Source organism: Litorivita sp. NS0012-18, assembly GCF_040371945.1.
Classification (GTDB): Bacteria; Pseudomonadota; Alphaproteobacteria; order Rhodobacterales; family Rhodobacteraceae; genus Litorivita.
Map to the genome: position 1 here is coordinate 1,904,298 of NZ_BAABWS010000001.1, position 17,162 is coordinate 1,921,459.

16 protein-coding genes are annotated in these 17,162 nt (G+C 61.4%); 7 read left to right on the forward strand and 9 right to left on the reverse strand.

What is annotated here, in order from left to right; all coding sequences use genetic code 11:
• Complete coding sequence (locus ABWV64_RS09155) at nucleotides 1-243, reverse strand: DUF4170 domain-containing protein (protein WP_353344273.1); 243 nt, start codon at nucleotides 241-243, stop codon at nucleotides 1-3.
• A 175-nt stretch (nucleotides 244-418) separates the two neighbouring features.
• Between ABWV64_RS09155 and ABWV64_RS09160 the strand changes: the two genes are divergently transcribed.
• Entirely contained in the window at nucleotides 419-1,159 is a 741-nt protein-coding gene (locus ABWV64_RS09160; protein WP_353344275.1) for a glutamine amidotransferase, read from the forward strand.
• Here ABWV64_RS09160 and ABWV64_RS09165 read toward each other — a convergent pair.
• The 3 genes from ABWV64_RS09165 to ABWV64_RS09175 all read right to left on the reverse strand — a co-directional run bounded on the left by ABWV64_RS09165 (nucleotide 1,156) and on the right by ABWV64_RS09175 (nucleotide 4,960).
• Nucleotides 1,156-1,971, reverse strand: a complete 816-nt coding sequence (locus ABWV64_RS09165; RefSeq protein WP_353344277.1) for an inositol monophosphatase family protein — start codon at nucleotides 1,969-1,971, stop codon at nucleotides 1,156-1,158. The two genes, ABWV64_RS09160 and ABWV64_RS09165, sit on opposite strands and share 4 nt — an antisense overlap.
• The gene (locus ABWV64_RS09170) at nucleotides 1,958-3,304 is read right to left on the reverse strand and encodes a TldD/PmbA family protein (protein ID WP_353344279.1); all 1,347 of its coding nucleotides are present in this window, start codon (nucleotides 3,302-3,304) and stop codon (nucleotides 1,958-1,960) included. Before ABWV64_RS09170 ends, ABWV64_RS09165 begins: the two co-directional genes overlap by 14 nt.
• Before the next feature lie 138 nt (nucleotides 3,305-3,442).
• Nucleotides 3,443-4,960, reverse strand: a complete 1,518-nt coding sequence (locus ABWV64_RS09175; RefSeq protein ID WP_353344281.1) for a DUF2125 domain-containing protein — start codon at nucleotides 4,958-4,960, stop codon at nucleotides 3,443-3,445.
• Between the two features lie 130 nt (nucleotides 4,961-5,090).
• On the opposite strand from ABWV64_RS09175, the gene ABWV64_RS09180 reads away from it, so the two are divergent.
• The 4 genes from ABWV64_RS09180 (at nucleotide 5,091) to ABWV64_RS09195 (ending at nucleotide 9,093) form a co-directional block, all read left to right on the forward strand.
• Complete coding sequence (locus ABWV64_RS09180) at nucleotides 5,091-5,870, forward strand: SDR family oxidoreductase (protein ID WP_353344283.1); 780 nt, start codon at nucleotides 5,091-5,093, stop codon at nucleotides 5,868-5,870.
• A complete protein-coding gene (locus tag ABWV64_RS09185) occupies nucleotides 5,867-6,478 on the forward strand; it encodes an enoyl-CoA hydratase/isomerase family protein (RefSeq protein ID WP_353344285.1) in 612 nt (203 codons plus the stop codon). The genes ABWV64_RS09180 and ABWV64_RS09185 overlap by 4 nt, the downstream gene beginning before the upstream one ends.
• A gap of 108 nt (nucleotides 6,479-6,586) precedes the next feature.
• Nucleotides 6,587-7,906: a mechanosensitive ion channel family protein gene (locus ABWV64_RS09190; protein WP_353344287.1), complete on the forward strand. Its 1,320-nt coding sequence runs from the start codon at nucleotides 6,587-6,589 to the stop codon at nucleotides 7,904-7,906.
• Nucleotides 7,903-9,093 (forward strand): TIGR03862 family flavoprotein, encoded by a 1,191-nt coding sequence (locus ABWV64_RS09195; RefSeq protein WP_353344289.1) that lies wholly within the window; start codon nucleotides 7,903-7,905, stop codon nucleotides 9,091-9,093. The genes ABWV64_RS09190 and ABWV64_RS09195 overlap by 4 nt, the downstream gene beginning before the upstream one ends.
• On the opposite strand, the gene ABWV64_RS09200 is transcribed toward ABWV64_RS09195, so the two are convergent.
• From ABWV64_RS09200 to leuS, 4 genes are all read right to left on the reverse strand, one after another.
• Nucleotides 9,094-9,687: a glutathione S-transferase family protein gene (locus tag ABWV64_RS09200; protein WP_353344291.1), complete on the reverse strand. Its 594-nt coding sequence runs from the start codon at nucleotides 9,685-9,687 to the stop codon at nucleotides 9,094-9,096.
• A 121-nt stretch (nucleotides 9,688-9,808) separates the two neighbouring features.
• Entirely contained in the window at nucleotides 9,809-10,834 is a 1,026-nt protein-coding gene (gene holA, locus ABWV64_RS09205; protein WP_353344293.1) for a DNA polymerase III subunit delta, read from the reverse strand.
• Nucleotides 10,831-11,319 (reverse strand): hypothetical protein, encoded by a 489-nt coding sequence (locus ABWV64_RS09210; protein WP_353344295.1) that lies wholly within the window; start codon nucleotides 11,317-11,319, stop codon nucleotides 10,831-10,833. The genes holA and ABWV64_RS09210 overlap by 4 nt, the downstream gene beginning before the upstream one ends.
• Nucleotides 11,320-11,332: 13 nt before the next feature.
• The gene (leuS, locus tag ABWV64_RS09215) at nucleotides 11,333-13,891 is read right to left on the reverse strand and encodes a leucine--tRNA ligase (RefSeq protein ID WP_353344297.1); all 2,559 of its coding nucleotides are present in this window, start codon (nucleotides 13,889-13,891) and stop codon (nucleotides 11,333-11,335) included.
• Nucleotides 13,892-14,038: 147 nt separating this feature from the next.
• Between leuS and ABWV64_RS09220 the strand changes: the two genes are divergently transcribed.
• The gene (locus ABWV64_RS09220; protein WP_353344299.1) at nucleotides 14,039-15,298 is read left to right on the forward strand and encodes a glycosyltransferase; all 1,260 of its coding nucleotides are present in this window, start codon (nucleotides 14,039-14,041) and stop codon (nucleotides 15,296-15,298) included.
• 96 nt (nucleotides 15,299-15,394) lie between these two features.
• Here ABWV64_RS09220 and ABWV64_RS09225 read toward each other — a convergent pair whose 3' ends face one another.
• Nucleotides 15,395-15,892, reverse strand: a complete 498-nt coding sequence (locus ABWV64_RS09225) for a DUF3576 domain-containing protein (RefSeq protein ID WP_353344301.1) — start codon at nucleotides 15,890-15,892, stop codon at nucleotides 15,395-15,397.
• Between the two features lie 369 nt (nucleotides 15,893-16,261).
• Between ABWV64_RS09225 and ABWV64_RS09230 the strand changes: the two genes are divergently transcribed.
• The gene (locus ABWV64_RS09230) at nucleotides 16,262-17,125 is read left to right on the forward strand and encodes a porin (RefSeq protein WP_353344303.1); all 864 of its coding nucleotides are present in this window, start codon (nucleotides 16,262-16,264) and stop codon (nucleotides 17,123-17,125) included.
• Nucleotides 17,126-17,162 lie beyond the last annotated feature (37 nt).

Below are 17,162 nucleotides of genomic sequence, written 5' to 3' on the forward strand. Positions count from 1 at the left end.
TTAATCGATTACTGCGGTCGGGGAGGCTTCGGAATTTTCATCGTGCAGCCGGTGGATATGGGCCAGAAAATAGCGCATATGGGCATTGTCGACGGTGCGTTGCGCTTCGGATTTCCACGCGTCATAGGCCGAGGCATAATCGGGAAACATTCCGACGATATGGATATCATCGACGTTCTTGAACGTGGTTCCCGAAGGATCGACCAGTTCGCCGCCGAAAACGAGATGGAGCCGTTGTGTCATAGGGAAAATCCTTTTCCGGTCCGTGCGAGCGCAGGGTATCCGACCGCGCGCCAGCGTCAAGGTTGTGATAGGGGTTCTGTTTGCACGACCAAGAATGAATGCGCGGTGAAGATGCGCACTATTAACGCTGCCTCCCGCGTGCGGGCGGCGCGCGGCGACACGCGGGAGAGGACTTTTGGGTAGACCGTTTTTGATCTTGCAATTGAGGCCGGAGATCGAGGCGTCGGACGATGAATTTGCCGCTATCTTGCGCAAACCGGGCCTGCGTGAAGACGAGGTTCTGCGTCTGTGTTTAGACCGCGAAACCCTTCCCGAAACGCTTGATCCGGCGGATTTCGCAGGGGTGATTGTCGGCGGCGGTCCCGGTTGCGTGTCGGATGCGCCGCAAGACAAAACCGAAATCGAGGCCAAGATCGAGGCCGAGGTTCTCTCGCTCATGCCCGAAATCACCGCGCGCGATATTCCGTTTTTGGGCTGTTGCTATGGCATTGGTATTTTGGGCCATCACCTAGGCGGCGAGGTCAGCAAGGCGCGCTATGGCGAGCCGGTGGGCACCGCCGATTGCCGCCTGACCGACGCGGGGCGCGCCGACCCTTTGCTGCGCGGTGTGCCCGACCGGTTTGCGGCCTTTGTCGGCCACAAGGAAGCCGCGCAGGCCCTACCGCCCGATTGTGTGCATCTGGTCGAAGCGCCCAGTTGCCCGATCCAGATGTTTCGCCACAAGCAAAACGTCTATGCCACGCAATTCCACCCCGAAGCCGACGCCGCAGGCTTCGAAACGCGGATCAATATCTACAAACATAAGGGGTATTTTCGCCCCGAAGAGGCGGGGGCCTTGATCGCCATGTGCCGCGCCGCCGATGTCACCGCGCCCGAGCGTATTTTGCGCAATTTTGTGACGCGGTATCGCGGCTAGGAATACTTCGGCGCGATCTCGCCGCCCTGCGGGCCGTCCTGCGCCAAGGCATCAATCAAGGCGCCGTGAATGTTCGGCCCTGCAGAGACCACGCCGTTGAGCAATGGCCGCGCATTGTTAAAGATCAGCGGCGCGCCGGTGCGATCGGAGGTGCGCGCCCCCGCTTCGCGGCCAATCAGGTCGCCCGCCGCGATATCCCATTCCCAACTGCCGCGCAGGGCGAGCATGGCGTCAAACCGCCCCTGTGCTACAAGGCTCATGCGAAAGGCCAGAGACGGCCGGTAATGGCGGCTCAAATCCGGCACCCCGTCGCGCCAGTTGCTGCCGTCATAGCTGGGCTTGGCCGCTAGAACCCGCGCACCGGACAGATCGCGCCGCGCCGAGGCTGTCAAAGCTTCGCCATTCAATGTTGCGCCTTGACCCTTGGCGGCCAGATACATCCGGTCGAGCACAGGCAAATAGACAGCGGCCGCAATGACTTCGCCGCGCTCGGCAATCGCCAGAGCATGCGCCCAAGTGTCGTCGCCCTTCATAAAACTGCGCGTGCCGTCGATGGGGTCGATGATGAACACCCGCTCGGCGGCAAGGCGGTCCTCGTCGTCTTCGCATTCTTCGGACAGCCAACCGTAATCTTGCCGCGCCGCGCGCAAATCTGATTTCAGCATCTCGTTGACCGCCAGATCGGCCTCGGTCACCGGCCCTGCGCCGTCCGGTTTGTCCCACGACTGCGCCGCCCCGCCCGCATAGCGCAGCGCGATCTCGCCAGCCGCGCGGGCGGCGTTTTCCAAAAGGCTGAGGTCAGTCTCCGGCAAGGGTCATTCCTTCGACCAAGAGCGAGGGCACCACCGTCGACAGATACCCGCGCGCATCATTGGCGGGGATCATGCCGCGCAGCATGTCGCGCAGATTTCCCGCGATGGTGCATTCATTGACCGGATAGGCGATTTCGCCATTCTCGATCCAAAACCCTGCCGCGCCGCGCGAATAATCGCCCGTGTTGGGATTGATCGTCGCGCCGATCATCGAGGTGACCAAAAGGCCCGTGCCCATATCGCGGATCAAATCCGCGCGGCTGGCCTCGCCCTGCGTGAGGGCGATATTATAGGTGCCTGGATGCGGCGGGGCGCTCGGCCCGCGCATGGCATTGCCCGTGGGCGTCATGTCCAATTTGCGCGCGGTGGCCAGATCGAGCGTCCATCCCATCAAAACGCCGTCCTTGACCACGGCGCGTTTGGCAGTGGGCAGGCCTTCGGCGTCAAAAGGCCGCGAGGCGCGAATGCCGACGCGGTGCGGGTCCTCGATCACCGACAGGCCGCTCGGCAAAACCTGCGTGCCCAGATCATCGCGCAGCCACGAGGCGCCGCGCGCAATCGCGCTGCCGTTGGCGGCGGACAAAAGATGGCCGATCAGCGAAGAGGAAATCCGCTCGTCATAGAGCACGGGAAAGCTGCCGGTGGGCGGGCGGCGCGCGCCGATGCGCTCCAAGGCGCGGGCGGCAGCCTTTTCGCCGATGTCCTGCGCCGAGCGCAGTTGGGACGCAAAAATCCGGCTGTCGCCATCGCTGTCGCGCTCCATGCCGGTGCCGGTGCCCGCAATCGCCACGCCGTAAAGGTGGCGTTCGCTGCGCGTGTAGCCGCCCGAAAATCCGTTGCTGGCGGCGATATGGACCGAGGTGCGGCCATATCCGGCGGCGGCGCTGTCCATCTGCGTGATCCCCTCCACCGCCAAAGCGGCCTGCTCGACGGCGCGCGCATCGGCTTCAAGCTCGGCAGGCGAGGGCTCATCGGCCGGATCGCAAAGCTCAAGCGCCTCGGCGTCCCAATTGCGGGCCAACTGATCGCCGCTGGCCAATCCGATATGCGGGTCTTCGGGGGCCTCTTTGGCCATGGCCACGGCGCGTTCTGCCATGATCTTGAGCGTCGCCTCGGAGCTGTCCGACGAGGACACGCAGGCTTGACGCTGGCCGACGAATACCCGTAGCCCGATATCGGTGCCCTCCGAGCGCTCGGCATGTTCGAGCACCCCCGCCCGCACGTCGATGCTGATGGAATCGCCCGCATAGGCCATGGCATCGGCCTCATCCGCGCCCGCGCGGCGGGCGGCGTCGAGCAAGGCGTGGGCAAGATCGTCAAGGGGCAGGGTCATTGAGGGGTCTCCGCATAAGGCTCAAAGGGAGGTAGACCGCAGGCCGCCCTTATGCAAGGGCAGGGCGGTGGGCATGGCAAGGGCCGCGCAACAGATAACCGCGCGGCCCTTCCAAGGGGTAAAGATCGGGCGAGCGGCCTATTTCAAACGCTGGCCATTGGCCAAAACATGGCCCTGATCGTTGATCTCGATCTTGGATTTGAGCGTATCCGCGCCCTCGCCAGGAACGGCAAACAGCCCCATCATCATCCGCGCGCCCATGGCTTTGTCGGCAGGCAAAACCCCGATGGCGGTCAGATTGTCGAGAAGGCCATTCGCCCCCGTCAGGTTCAGATCAAGTGCGCCTTCGGGTGCGGGCATGCCTGGAAAGCTGGTCATATCGGTCTTGTCAAAGGTGAAATCGCCCTCGCCGGTCAATTCCGCGCCCGCAATATCGAGCCGCAGCGCATTGATCGTCACGCTTTGCGGCTCGCCGACGGGACCGGTAAAGCCCTTCATTGCATCGGGGTCGAAGATATTGGCGAAGAGCTTCACCTTGCTGCTCACATCGACCAAAAGCGTGGCCGGATCACGGGGCAATTTGCCCGTCGGGTCGAACAGGCCCCAAATCATGTCGGACATGGTAAAGTCAGACATGTTGATCATGATCGCCGCATCGCGGGCCTCGTCAGACGGCGTCGTGGGCATCACGAGCTTGAAGCCACCTTCGGCAAAGCTGATATCGATCGGCATCGGGAAGTTCGAGGACAGCATCGAGCTTTGGCCGCCCTTGGCCGTGCCTTCATAGCTCAGGGCTTTTTCGTCCATCGACACGGCAAGCGTGCCGCTTTGCGATTGCGATGTGCTCTCGAAGGTCGCGCCCGAGGCCTCTTTGACCGTCATCTGCGCCGCTCCGTCGAGGTAGGAGAAGACGCCGTCAAAGGCAAAGCCGCTGGCAAGGAGCTTTGACAGGTTCATCACGTCGACCTCTCCGGGATACCGGCCCGTGCCTTCAAAGGTCAAAGATTTGATGCCGCCTTTCGCTGTAAACTGCGCATCCTTGGAGTCCGGAAGGGCGATATCGGCGGTATAGGACAGGCTTTTCGCGCTCACACGCTGGTCGATGGAGCGGCCGGCGCCAATGGTCATCTTCGAGGTGCCTTCAATACCCGACAGCTTTGCCGTGGCCTCGCCAAACTCGACCGGTTTGCCGTCCACGGTAACCGAGTCCAGGCGCAGGTTCACATCATCGGCCGAGTAATCATAGCTCAGCGCGCTGGCATCGCCCGAGGCGATCATTGTGAAACCGTTCATCAGATAGCTGACCGCATAATCGACCGTCTTACCCGGCTCAGTGATCACCGTGCCGGTCATCGGGATGCTATCGGCAAAATCAACCGACACCCGCCCGTCGCCAAGATTGCGCAGCGCGACGTCGCCAAGTTCGATCTTGAACGACCCTGCGCCCTCGGGCAGTTCCATCGCCATCACGGCACCGGACACGGTCAATGTGTCGCCCGATGTGCTTTCGCTGCCGTCAACTGTGTAGCCGAAGTTCTTGAAATACTCCTGCCAGTCGCTCCAGACTTGCTGGGCTGTGACATCGGCAAATGCGGCCGCGGGCGTCATCAATAATGCGAGGGCTGATACGCTGCCCAATTTACGTAGTCCGGTCATATCGACCCCCTTTTCAACAATGTTCTTCTATACTTCGTATCTGGTGGCGGCAGGGTCAAGGGTGCAAGCGTCTGGACCCGAGCCGGTGAGCGGTTTACCACAAGGGAAAAGCAATCGCGAAGGATACACTATGGCAGATCAAATGCCTGATATGGGCGGCAAATCCGTTCTGATCACCGGTGCAAGCCGCGGCATCGGGGCCGAGGCGGCGCGGGTGTTTCACGCTGCAGGTGCCCATGTGGCTCTGGCGGCGCGCAGCACAGCGCAAACCGAAAGTCTGGCCGCAGAGCTGAACGCCAAAGGCGGTGCCAAGGCGCTCGCCATCCCTTGCGATGTGGCCGATTTCGCGCAGGTCGAAGCCGCAGTGAATACTGCCGTGAATGCTTTTGGCGGTCTCGACGTGTTGATTGGCAATGCCGGAATGATAGACCCGATTGACCCGATGGCCGAGGCAGACCCCGACGCATGGAGCCGACTGATCGATGTGAACCTCAAAGGCGTGTTCTACGGGCTGCGCGCCGCCCTGCCTGTCATGGCTGCGGCAGGGAAGGGCACGATCCTGACCGTGTCGTCGGGTGCGGCGCATGGTCCGGTCGCGGGCTGGAGCGCCTATTGCGCCTCCAAGGCAGGAGCGGCGATGCTGACCCGCTCGGCGCATCTGGAATATGGCGGCAGCGGCCTGCGGATCATGGGCCTGTCGCCTGGCACCGTGGCCACCCAGATGCAGCGCGACATCAAGGTCAGCCGTGTCGACAACGGTGTGCGCCGCTTGGAGTGGGACGACCACATTCCCGCCGATTGGCCCGCGCGCGCGCTCTTGTGGATGTGCGGCGCGGCCAGCGACGAATTTTGCGGCGAGGAAATCTCGCTGCGCGTAGAAGACATCCGCGCAAGAGTAGGACTGATATGATTGAACTGGAAAAAGACGGCGGTTTGTGGACGGTCACGATCAACCGCCCCGACAAGGCCAATTCGCTGACCGAGGCGATGCTGACCGAATTGGCGCAGATAGCCGAAAGCGCGGGCGAGGCGCGGGCCTTGATCTTGACCGGACGCGGCAAGGTCTTCTCGGCAGGGGCGGATTTGGAAGCGGCCAAAGCGGGCCTCGCGGTCAGCCCCCTGTGGGAGCGCCTGTCGTCGGCCATTGCGCGGCTTGACGCGATTACGATTGCGGCGCTCAACGGCACGCTCGCGGGCGGCGCGATGGGCATGGCTCTGGCCTGCGACATCCGGATCGCGGTCCCGTCAGCGAAATTCTTCTATCCGGTGATGAAGCTGGGGTTTTTGCCGCAGCCCTCCGATCCGCCGCGTATGGCGGCGCTCATCGGGCCTGCGCGCGCCAAATTGATCCTCATGGGCGGGCAAAAGATCACGGCGCAAGAGGCTTTGGATTTCGGCCTGATCGAGCGGATTATCGAGAGCGAGGCCTTGATGGACGCAGCGCGCGAGATTGCCGAAGACACCATCGCCGCCAAACCCGAGATCGCCCGCGGCATCAAAGCCATGTGCCAATCCTGAGCGGTGGCAGCGCCCGCAAGGGAGGCCGGATGTGCGGCTTTCCCTTGAATAACAGGGCCTGCGCGGGTCATATCGGCGCGGGTAGGTGCCAAATGCACGGGGAATCGCATGAACTCTGACAACGAACTGCTGCAAAAGGCGCTGGGCTACGCCGAGCAGGGCAAAGAACTCGCCCTCTCTTGGTTGCTCAGCCCCGCCGCATGGTCGCAATTCGGCCTCTTGGTCTTGGCCTATCTCGCCGCACTCTTGATCACGCGGCGCGCGCGCCCTGCGGTTTTGCGCCTGCTCACGCCCCCCGAAGACAGCAAACACATCCTGTCCAAGGCGCGCCGCTTTGCCTTGATGTTCGTGCCGCTTTTGCTGCCGCTCGTTGCCTATGTTCTCACCGGCATCGGCGAAAGCGTCACGCGGTCGATCTTCGGGTCCGGCGCGGTGATTGCCTTTGGCAAACGGCTCTTCTTGTTCATGGCCGCGCGGATTTTGGTGCGTGAAATCCTCTCTGACCCCTTCCTCAAGATGCTTGGCAAATTTGTGCTGATCCCCGTGATGGCGCTTTATGCGCTCGGAATTTTGGATCTGGTCACGGCCAAGCTGACGGAAACGATGATCAGCCTTGGCAATATCTCCTTCTCGGTGATGACCTTGGTGCGCGGACTGATTGCCGGCTCGCTGCTGTTTTGGTTCGGGCGTTGGTCGAATGATCAATCCGCAGCCTATATCGGCAAGAACGAAGAACTGCGCCCCGCGACGCGCACCTTGGCGATCAAAACCGCCGAGATCGTGATTTTCGGCGCGGCTTTCTTGCTGCTGATGAATATCATGGGCATCTCGCTCACCTCGCTCGCGGTGATCGGTGGTGCGGTCGGTGTCGGGATCGGGTTTGGTCTGCAACGCATCGCCTCGAATTTCATCTCCGGCGTGATCTTGCTGCTCGAAGGGCAGGCCACGGTGGGCGATTACGTCGAACTGGACGGAGGCGAGGCGGGGACCATCGTCAAAATGACCGCCCGCGCCGCGATCTTGGAAACCTTCGATGGCCGCTGGATCGTGGTGCCGAACGAGGATTTCATCACCACACGGGTGGTCAATTACTCCGACAGCGGCTCTGCCAACCGCTACGAGGCGCCGTTTTCCGTCAGCTACGACACCGATATCAACCTCGTCCCCGAGATCATCGAAAAAGCCGTCGCCGCACATCCCGATGTATTGGGCGCGCCGCAACCACCCGATTGTGAACTGCGCGGTTTTGGCGACAGCGGCATTGATTTCGCAGTGGAATTTTGGGTCAACGGCATCGACGACGGGCAGCATAAATATACCTCTGACGTCCTGTTCCTGATCTGGAATGCGCTCAAAGACAACGGGATCGAGATCCCCTATCCGCACCGCGTTGTTGAAATCAAAGGCGCAGGCACCTTGCCGCAATGAGTGATGCTTTGGTGATTGGCGCAGGGCCTGCGGGTCTTATGGCCGCCGAAGCCATGGCGCGCGCGGGCCTGCGCGTGATCGTCGCCGAGGCCAAACCCTCCATCGGGCGTAAATTTTTGATGGCGGGCAAATCAGGCCTCAATCTGACCAAGGACGAGCCGATCGAGCGCTTCCTTGCCGCCTATGGCACGGCGGCACCGGCGCTTGCGCCCATGCTGCAAGCTTTCGGGCCGGAGCAGGCGGCGCAATTTGCGCGGGGCCTTGGCCAAGAGGTCTTCACCGGATCATCGGGGCGGGTTTTTCCAACGGCGATGAAGGCCTCGCCTTTGCTGCGCGCATGGGCGGCGCGTTTGGGAGATCTCGGCGTTGATATCCGCACCCGCTGGCGCTGGACCGGATGGGAGGATGGGGGTTTCGCCTTTGCCGCGCCCGATGGCCCGATGCAGCTGTCGCCGTCGGTCGCGGTTCTGGCTTGCGGCGGAGCAAGCTGGGCGCGGCTCGGCTCGGACGGCGCGTGGGCCGGTTGGGTGGGCGATGCGGCGCTGGCGCCTTTCAGGCCCGCGAATATGGGATTTGTTGTCGATTGGTCGCCGCATATGGCCGCGCATATGGGCACCGCGGTCAAAGGCGTGGCCCTGCGCGCGGGGGCGGCCCGCTCGCGCGGCGAATTTGTGCTATCCGCGCGCGGCATCGAAGGCGGCGGCATTTATGCGGTCTCATCGGCGATGCGCGAGGGCGCGCCGCTTTTTGTCGATCTATTGCCGGACCTCACCGAGGCCGAAGTCCGCGCGCGGCTTGCGCGCAAACAGGGCAAGGCCAGCCTTGGCGCGCATCTACGCAAACAGCTCAAGTGGCCCCCTGTCAAACAGGCGCTATTGATGGAGTTTGGACGCGCGGGCGGCGCGCTGCCCGATGGTCTGGCACCGCTGATCAAAGCCTTGCCGATCCGCCATAACGGCCCGCGCCCGATGGACGAGGCGATCTCCACTGCGGGCGGTATCGGATTTGAGGGGCTTGATGACACCCTGATGCTGCGCAGCCGCGCGGGCGTTTTCGCCGCCGGTGAAATGCTTGATTGGGAGGCGCCGACGGGGGGCTATCTGCTCACCGCTTCGATGGCGACGGGGCTGTGGGCGGGGCAAAAGGCCGCGCAATACGCCGCCCGTTTGCCCCGCGCTGAGCCGTGATTATCTGGCCGCCGCGCGCTTGAACGCTTCGCGTTCGCGCATCCGTGCACCGTAAGCCAAAAGCGCCTCGTCCTCGACCGCGAATTTGGCATTCGCAGCCCAGTTCAGGCAATGGCCAGCGAGAATATCGGTGATCGTCATCTCGCCCCCCATCACGAAGGGCCCGCCATTTTTGGCAAAGACTTTGGCGAATTTATCGATGTTGCGGGCAAATTCGCGCCGTAGCGCAGGGCGGATTTCCGGCACACGCTCGTCTTCGGGCAAAATAAAGCTGTGCCGCGCCGCCATCCACAAGAGCGCTTCGATATCATCAAGGATCATATGGGTCACCGCGTCTTGCTGGCCGCGCGCGATGGTGCCCGCAGGGGCCGTCAGTGCGCCATGTTTATCCGCCAGATAAGTCAAAATCGCGCTGCTGTCGCGGATGGCCTCATCGCCGTCCAAAAGCACCGGAACCTTGCCCAGAATGCTATGCTTGCGCACTGTCTCGCTATGCGGGCCGTCGTTGATATGGGTGTAGTCTTGGCCCAGTTCCTCGAGCATCCACAACACGCGCAGGCCTCGGTTGCTGGCTTTTCCGATCACGGTATACATTGGTTTCCTCCCTCGTATCCTGACGCAGAGCAGACCCTAGACGGGCTGCGAAATCCAGCCCCCAAAAATTGGCCCGACGTGAGGTCAGATACGCGCGGGGGCCGCCCGTTGCCTTGCGCGCTTAGCGGCGCGCAAGCATCGCCAGCCGGATCAAGGCGCGCTCGACCAAGGCCATTGCGGGCGCGCGCTGCCCCGCCGAACGCAGTTGCAAATCCGTATCGGTGAGAACCTGCAAGGCTTGTTCGAGCTTGATCATGCCCCATCCTTGGGCTTGGCGCACCATCCGGTCGCGGCGCGGGCCAAAGACCGGCGGGCGCATTTTGCCGATCCCGTTGGCCGCGCCCTGCGGATCACAGGACGCGGTATAAAGCGTGCGAAAATGGCGCGTCGCGCTGATGCAAAGCGTCACAGGCTGTAGCCCTTGGCTTTTCAAGCGGCTCATGATCGGCCCGATTTGCGCGGCTTTGCCCTCGGCGACGATGTTGAGCACGTCATCGAGAACCGCCTCCACCGAGACAGGGGCACAAGCGGCAATATCCGCAGCGCACAGCGGGCTGTCATCGCCGATTTTATAGAGTGCCAGCTTCTCCATCGTCTGGCGAAAATCACCTGGATCGAGGCTGCGCGCCAAAGCCGTCAGATCGTTCATGACCTCACCGGAGGGCTGGCCGAGGCCCGATTTCGCGATGATCGCCTCGATCTCGGCACGTCCGGGTGGTTCGTCATAGATCGCGGCGGCATAGGCATTCGGGTGGCTCTCAAAGAACTTGCGAAGCTTTGATGTGGCTTTGAGCGCGCCCGCCGTGATCACCACCTGCGCATCGCCCTCTTGCCAATCGCCGAGCGCGGGCAGGATTTTCGCCGCCAAAGCTTCGGTTGCATCCTCGACAAAGGCCACGCGCGGGCCAGGGAAAAACCCCTGCGCCTTGATCGCATCGTTGAGCTGTGCGGGGTCCTTGCGCAATTCGCCCGCCGGAATACGGGTCAGGCGCATTTCTTCCTCGCCCTGCGGCCCGACGAGCGCGGCAATGACCTCTTGGCGGCGCAGCGCCACGCGCATCGCGTCATTGCCATAGATCAGCAGACCGGTTTTGCGCCCGTCCGGCTTGGCAAAATAGGCAGGTGCGTCGCGGGGGCTTAGTTTCATCGGGCTTTGGGTGCGGCAAAAGTGGGTGCGGCGGCGATCAGTTTTGCGGTGATCATATCGGCAAGGATCGCCATCAACCGCTCGCGCGCATCGCGGCTGGCGGCCAATGTGGCAACCGTGCTGCCAGTGGCCGAATAGCCGGTGAAATTCTCGACCGTTCCGGTGCTCAGAACCGCGCCAGTGGCCAGATCTCGCAAGGCATAGGTGGCCTTGCCGGTGATATTGAACCGCAAGGTGATGTTATCGGCGCGCACCGCCATGCGGGTCTCTTCGGTGCGGATCGCAATCGACAGGCCGAAATCGGCCACGGCGCCGCGACCCAATTTGCTCTCGATCGCTTGGGTGATGAGATAGGCATCGCGGTCCAGAGGATCATCGACCCGCAAGCGGTTTTGCAGCAACGACGCGCCGCCATTTGGCCCGTAGGAGGGCGTAAAGCCGCAGGCCCCAAGGGCCGCCGCTCCGCCAAGTGCCAAAAGGCGCAACGCGCCGCGCCTGTTAGATGACCACATTCACAATCCGCCCGGGGACGACGATAATCTTCTTGGGCTGGGCCCCGTCCAGCGCCTTTTGCACAGCATCATGCGCCAGCGCGATTTTTTCAACCTCGGCTTTGTCCATATCCGCAGGCACGCTGATTTCCGCGCGGCGTTTGCCGTTGATCTGGATCGGCAGGACGACCTCATCGTCCTTGAGCATGGCTTCATCAGCCACGGGCCACGGCGCCGAGGCAACAAGGCCGGTTCCGCCCAAGAGCGCCCAAAGCTCTTCGGCCAGATGCGGCGTCATCGGTGACATCAATTGCGCCAGCGTTTTCGCCGCCGTGCGTTTGGCCGCGCCGCCTGCCTTGGATTTCGCGAGCGTGTTCGTATAGGCGTAAAGCCGCGCGATCGAAGCGTTGAAGCCAAAGCTTTCCACGCCGCCGGTCACGTCATGCACGGCCTTATGCATCTCGCGCAGCAAGGCGTCATCCTCGCCGCTAGCGGGCGTGTCGTCGCCCGCGATCTCGGCGCAGATGCGATAAACGCGGCTGAGGTGTTTGAACGCGGCCTCGGCGCCCGAGGCGGTCCATTCTACGTCGCGTTCGGGCGGGCTGTCGGACAACACGAACCAGCGCGCGGTATCGGCGCCATATTGCGTGACGATGGAATTGGGGTCGACCACGTTGTTTTTCGACTTGGACATTTTGGCCGACGGGACAACCTCGACCTCTGTGCCGTCCTCTTTGAGCACGGTTTTGCCGCCGCTCACCTCGACCTCTTCGGGATAGAAATAAGTGTAGCGGCCGTTTTGCTGTGCCTTGCGGTAGATTGCGTGGGTCACCATGCCTTGGGTGAAAAGCGCGTTGAACGGCTCTTTGGATTTTTCGGGCAGATGGCCGGTGATATGCATCGCGCGGGCGAAGAAACGCGAATAAAGCAGGTGCAAAATCGCATGCTCGATGCCGCCGATATATTGATCGACGTTCATCCAGTAGTCTGCCTCGGCCATATCGGTCGGCGTGGCGGCACGGGGCGAGGTAAAGCGGGCGAAATACCACGAGCTGTCCACAAATGTGTCCATCGTGTCGGTCTCGCGCTTGGCCGCTGCGCCGCATGTCGGGCAGGTGCAATCGCGCCATGTCGGATGGCGGTCCAAGGGGTTGCCGGGCACGTCGAAGGTCACATCATCGGGCAAGGTGACGGGCAGGTTTTCCTTGGCCTCGGGCACCACGCCGCAAGTGTCGCAATGCACCACGGGGATCGGGCAACCCCAATAGCGTTGGCGCGACAGGCCCCAATCGCGCAGGCGGAATTTGGTCACGCCTTGGCCGACGCCATTGGCCTCGCAAAAGGCGATGGCGCTGTCGACACCTGCATCACCGGTTTGCACCGCATCGCCTGCAAAACCGCGCAGGTATTGCACTTTCTCGGATTTCATCGGCACGAAAGCTTCGGTCAGCGGCGCATCGTCGCTGCCCTCGGGGGCAAAGACCGCATTGATCGGCAAGCCGTATTTGGTGGCAAATTCGAAGTCGCGCTGGTCATGGGCGGGGCAGCCGAAAATCGCGCCCGTGCCGTAATCCATCAAGATGAAGTTGGCGATATAGACGGGCAATTCCCACGACGTATCAAACGGGTGGCGCACCGTGAGGCCGGTATCAAAGCCCAACTTCTCGCCGGTCTCGATCGCCTCTTCGGTGGTGCCGCCGCGGCGGCATTCGGCGCAAAATTCCGCGATCTTGGGGTTCTCCGCCTCAAGCTGTTTGGCAAGCGGGTGATCGGGCGAGATGCCGACAAAGCTGGCGCCCATCAACGTATCGGGGCGGGTGGTATAGACCTCTACACGGTCATGGCCCGCGACCTCATCCACCATCGAGAAGGAAAATTGCAGCCCGCGCGATTTGCCGATCCAGTTGGCCTGCATCAATTTCACCTTGGCGGGCCAATCGTCCAGCCTGTCCAGATCGGCCAGAAGCTCCTCGGAATAATCCGAAATTTTAAAGAACCACTGCGTCAACTCGCGCCGCTCGACCAAAGCGCCCGAGCGCCATCCGCGTCCGCCCTCGACCTGCTCATTGGCCAGAACGGTCATATCGACGGGGTCCCAATTGACCACGGCGTTCTTGCGATAGATCAGACCCTTGTCGAGCATGTCGATGAACATCGATTGCTGTTGGCCGTAATATTCGGGATCACAGGTGGCAAACTCGCGGCTCCAGTCAATTGACAGGCCCAGAGGCTTCATTTGCTCGCGCATGTCGGCGATGTTGGAATAGGTCCATTCTTTCGGATGGCCGCCGGAGGCCATCGCGGCGTTTTCGGCGGGCATGCCAAAGGCGTCCCATCCCATCGGGTGCAAGACATTATGCCCCGTCGAGATTTTGTAGCGCGCGATAACATCGCCCATCGTGTAGTTGCGCACATGGCCCATATGGATGCGGCCCGACGGATAGGGGAACATTTCCAGCACGTAATACTTTGGCTTGTCCGCGCTGCGCTGGGCGCGGAAGATATCGGCTTTGTCCCAAGCCTGTTGCCATTTCGCTTCGATCTCGGCGGCGGAATATCGCGACATGAGAGTGTTCAACCTGTCTGTAGAAAATCTGTTGCCAGCGGTGATAGGGCGCGGCGCGGCGCGGGTCTAGGGCCTTGGCGCGAAAAACCGCTTTTACCAAAGGGCGATCCTGTGGCTATAGTTGGCAAAAACAATTGGTAGAGCGGTATGAACATCCTTTTTATCCACCAGAATTTCCCTGGGCAATTTAAGAACCTCGCGCCGGCTTTGGCCAAAGAGGGGCACCGTGTTGTCGCCCTGACCCTGCGCGTCAAAGAGCCGGTGACATGGAAAGGCGTGCGCATCCTACCCTATGAGATCAAGCGCAAGGCAGGACAGAATGTGCACCCGTGGTTGGTGGATATGGACACTAAGGTCACCCGCGCCGAGGCCTGCTATCACGGGGCGATGGCGCTCAAGACTGCCGGATTTACCCCCGACGTGATCATCGCCCATCCCGGATGGGGGGAGTCGCTTTTTTTGCGTGATGTCTGGCCCGAGGCGCGCATTGGTCTCTATTGCGAGCTGTATCACGAGACGGGCTATCCGCATGTGAATTTCGACCCCGAATTTGCCAGCCGCGAAGGCAGCGCCGAGCCGCTGCGCATCCGTATGAAGAACCTCAACAACCTTTTGCACTTTGACCTAGGCGATGCGGGCATCAGCCCCACGGCGTTTCAGGCCGATACATTCCCTCCCGCCTACCGAGATCAGATCACCGTGATCCATGACGGGATCGACACCGATCACGTCAGGCCCGATCCCGATGTGACCTTTGAGGTCGAAGCAGGCCCGACGCTCAGCCGCGAGGATGAGGTGATCACCTTTGTGAACCGCAATCTCGAACCCTATCGCGGCTACCATGTTTTCATGCGCGCGCTGCCTGCGCTGCTCAAAGAGCGGCCCAACGCGCAGGTGCTGATCGTCGGCGGCGACGATGTCAGCTATGGCGCGCGCCCCGCCAAGGGGCAGACGTGGAAGCAGATTTTCATCGACGAGGTGCGCGGTCAGATCCCTGACGAGGATTGGGCGAGGGTGCATTTCTTGGGCCGCATTCCCTATGATAAATTCATCACCTTGTTGCAGGTGGCGCGGGTGCATGTCTATTTGACCTACCCCTTTGTGCTCAGCTGGTCGCTGTTTGAGGCGATGAGCGCCGAGGGCGCGATTGTCGCCTCCTCCACCGCGCCGGTTCTGGAGGCGATCGAGCATGATATGACGGGGCGCTTGGTCGATTTCTTTGATCAAACGGCCTTGGTGCGCGAGGTGTGCGATTTGCTCGAAGATGACGCGGCGCGGGCGCGATTGGGCAAGGCGGCGCGCGCGCATATCGTCGGCAACTACGATCTCAACCGCGCCTGTTTGCCACGCCAGTTAAAATGGGTCAGCGATCTGGCCGCAAAAACGCCGCGCCCGCTCCCGCAATAAATCGGCAGGCTATCGCCCGATGGCCGCAGGCCTGCATGCGAAAAACGCGCAGGCAGGTCCCGCGCGTTTCGAAAATTCCAATAGCAGTGGAGGGCTTTACAGCTTGCCGTCCGCGATGCGCAATTGCCGCGCGCGGGCCAAGATCGCATCTTCCACCGCGCGCTGGGTGCCTGCGGCGACCGGACCGCTGCGCGTTTGCAGCGCAACGTTGAGAGACCGCGCATCAAGCGACGGATCCTTGATGTAGATGGTCGCACGATACGCGCGCCCGCCGCCCGGAGGCGTGCCATATCCGGTCACGATCACACCGGTGAAGGGATCAACCGATTCAATCGGCAGGAAATTCAACGTCTCAAGCGAGGCATTCCACAAATAGCGGTTCACGGCGACTTCGCTGCCGAGGTTCTTTTTGCGAAAGGCGTCCCAAATGGTGGTGCGTCCGGCTTGGGGGTATTCTTCGGGAAGCTCGATGGGCGAATTGTTCTCGCCAATGCGCAGCAAGTTCTTTCCGCTGCCGCCGGAGCCGCCACAGGCGGCCAAGGCCAAAGCCATCGTGAGGGTGAGCGTTGCACGCATCATATATGTAGTGATCATATCCAGTTCCCGATTGCCCGTTCGAAAATCCCGAACGCCGCCCCTTTTTGTCCTACCCAAGGCGCGTTAGCGAGGCAAGGAATTAGTTGCCATATCGTTGTGCGCGCCGCCACTGCCGCATCATATAGAGGTATCGCGCGATATATAAGTGCCGCGGACAGATTTTGGCAAAGCGGCAAAATTGCGCGGCTGCGCAGCGGGCGCGGGGCGAGGGCACAGAACGGACTGTGGCAAAGCTGCACCAATTTCTTTGCATGGACCACGACGGTTTTTGAGAGGCTTGCATTTGCACCCCGAAAAGAGCGAGAGAAGGGCATACCCAAGCCGGATGATCTGGATTGGGGCTTCTTTTAAACCGAGGGAAAAACCATGAAAAAGATTCTCTTCGCAACAACCGCACTCGTTGCGACTGCTGGTGTTGCTTCCGCTGACGTGTCGTTCTCCGGCATTGCAGCCTTCGGCGCATTGAAATCCGCTGGCACTTCGAACTTCGAAATCATCAGCCACGTTGATCTCTATGCAACAGGCACCGCAGAAACCGACACCGGTCTGTCGTTCTCGGCAACTGTTGAAATGGAAAACCTGAACGCCACTGGCGCAGCTAAAGGCGCAGGCGCAATCACCGCCACCGTCATCGGCATGAAAGCTGGCAACGTTTCCGTTCAGTACGGCAACACCGACGGCGCGCTCGACAAAAACACCACCGAAGCTTACCGCGTTTATCCTGGTATCGCCTTCGAAGGTTGGGGCGGTCGTGTAGACAACAAAGACGACGGTTCGATCCTTCGTTTGGACTACGCAATGGACGCACTGCGCGTGTCGTTGTCCTATGCTGACGTAGACGAAGCAGCCGGCATCGGCTTCTCGTACAAAGCTGACCTCGGCGGCACCTCGATCGACGTTGGCCTCGGCTACGAAGACGGCAACCAAGGCGACCTCGCAGCGATCACTTTGGGCGCACAATTCGGTGCCTTCGGTGCACGTTTGGGTTACTGGAACGGTTCGGAAGACAATGCTGACCAAATCGACCTGTCGGTTCAGTACAAAGCTAACGACCTGACCATCTGGGCCGATTACCTGATGAACAAAACCGCAAGCTCCGACAACTACACCATCGGCGCACAGTACTCGCTCGGTGGCGGCGCTTCGGTCTTCGCTCAAGTTGGTACCCGCGACACCGCGGCTGCAATCGAGCAAGACTTCGCTTCGTTCGGCGTGATCTTCGGCTTCTAATTCCAACTCGGAATTACAGTCTAAAGAGAGGGCAGGT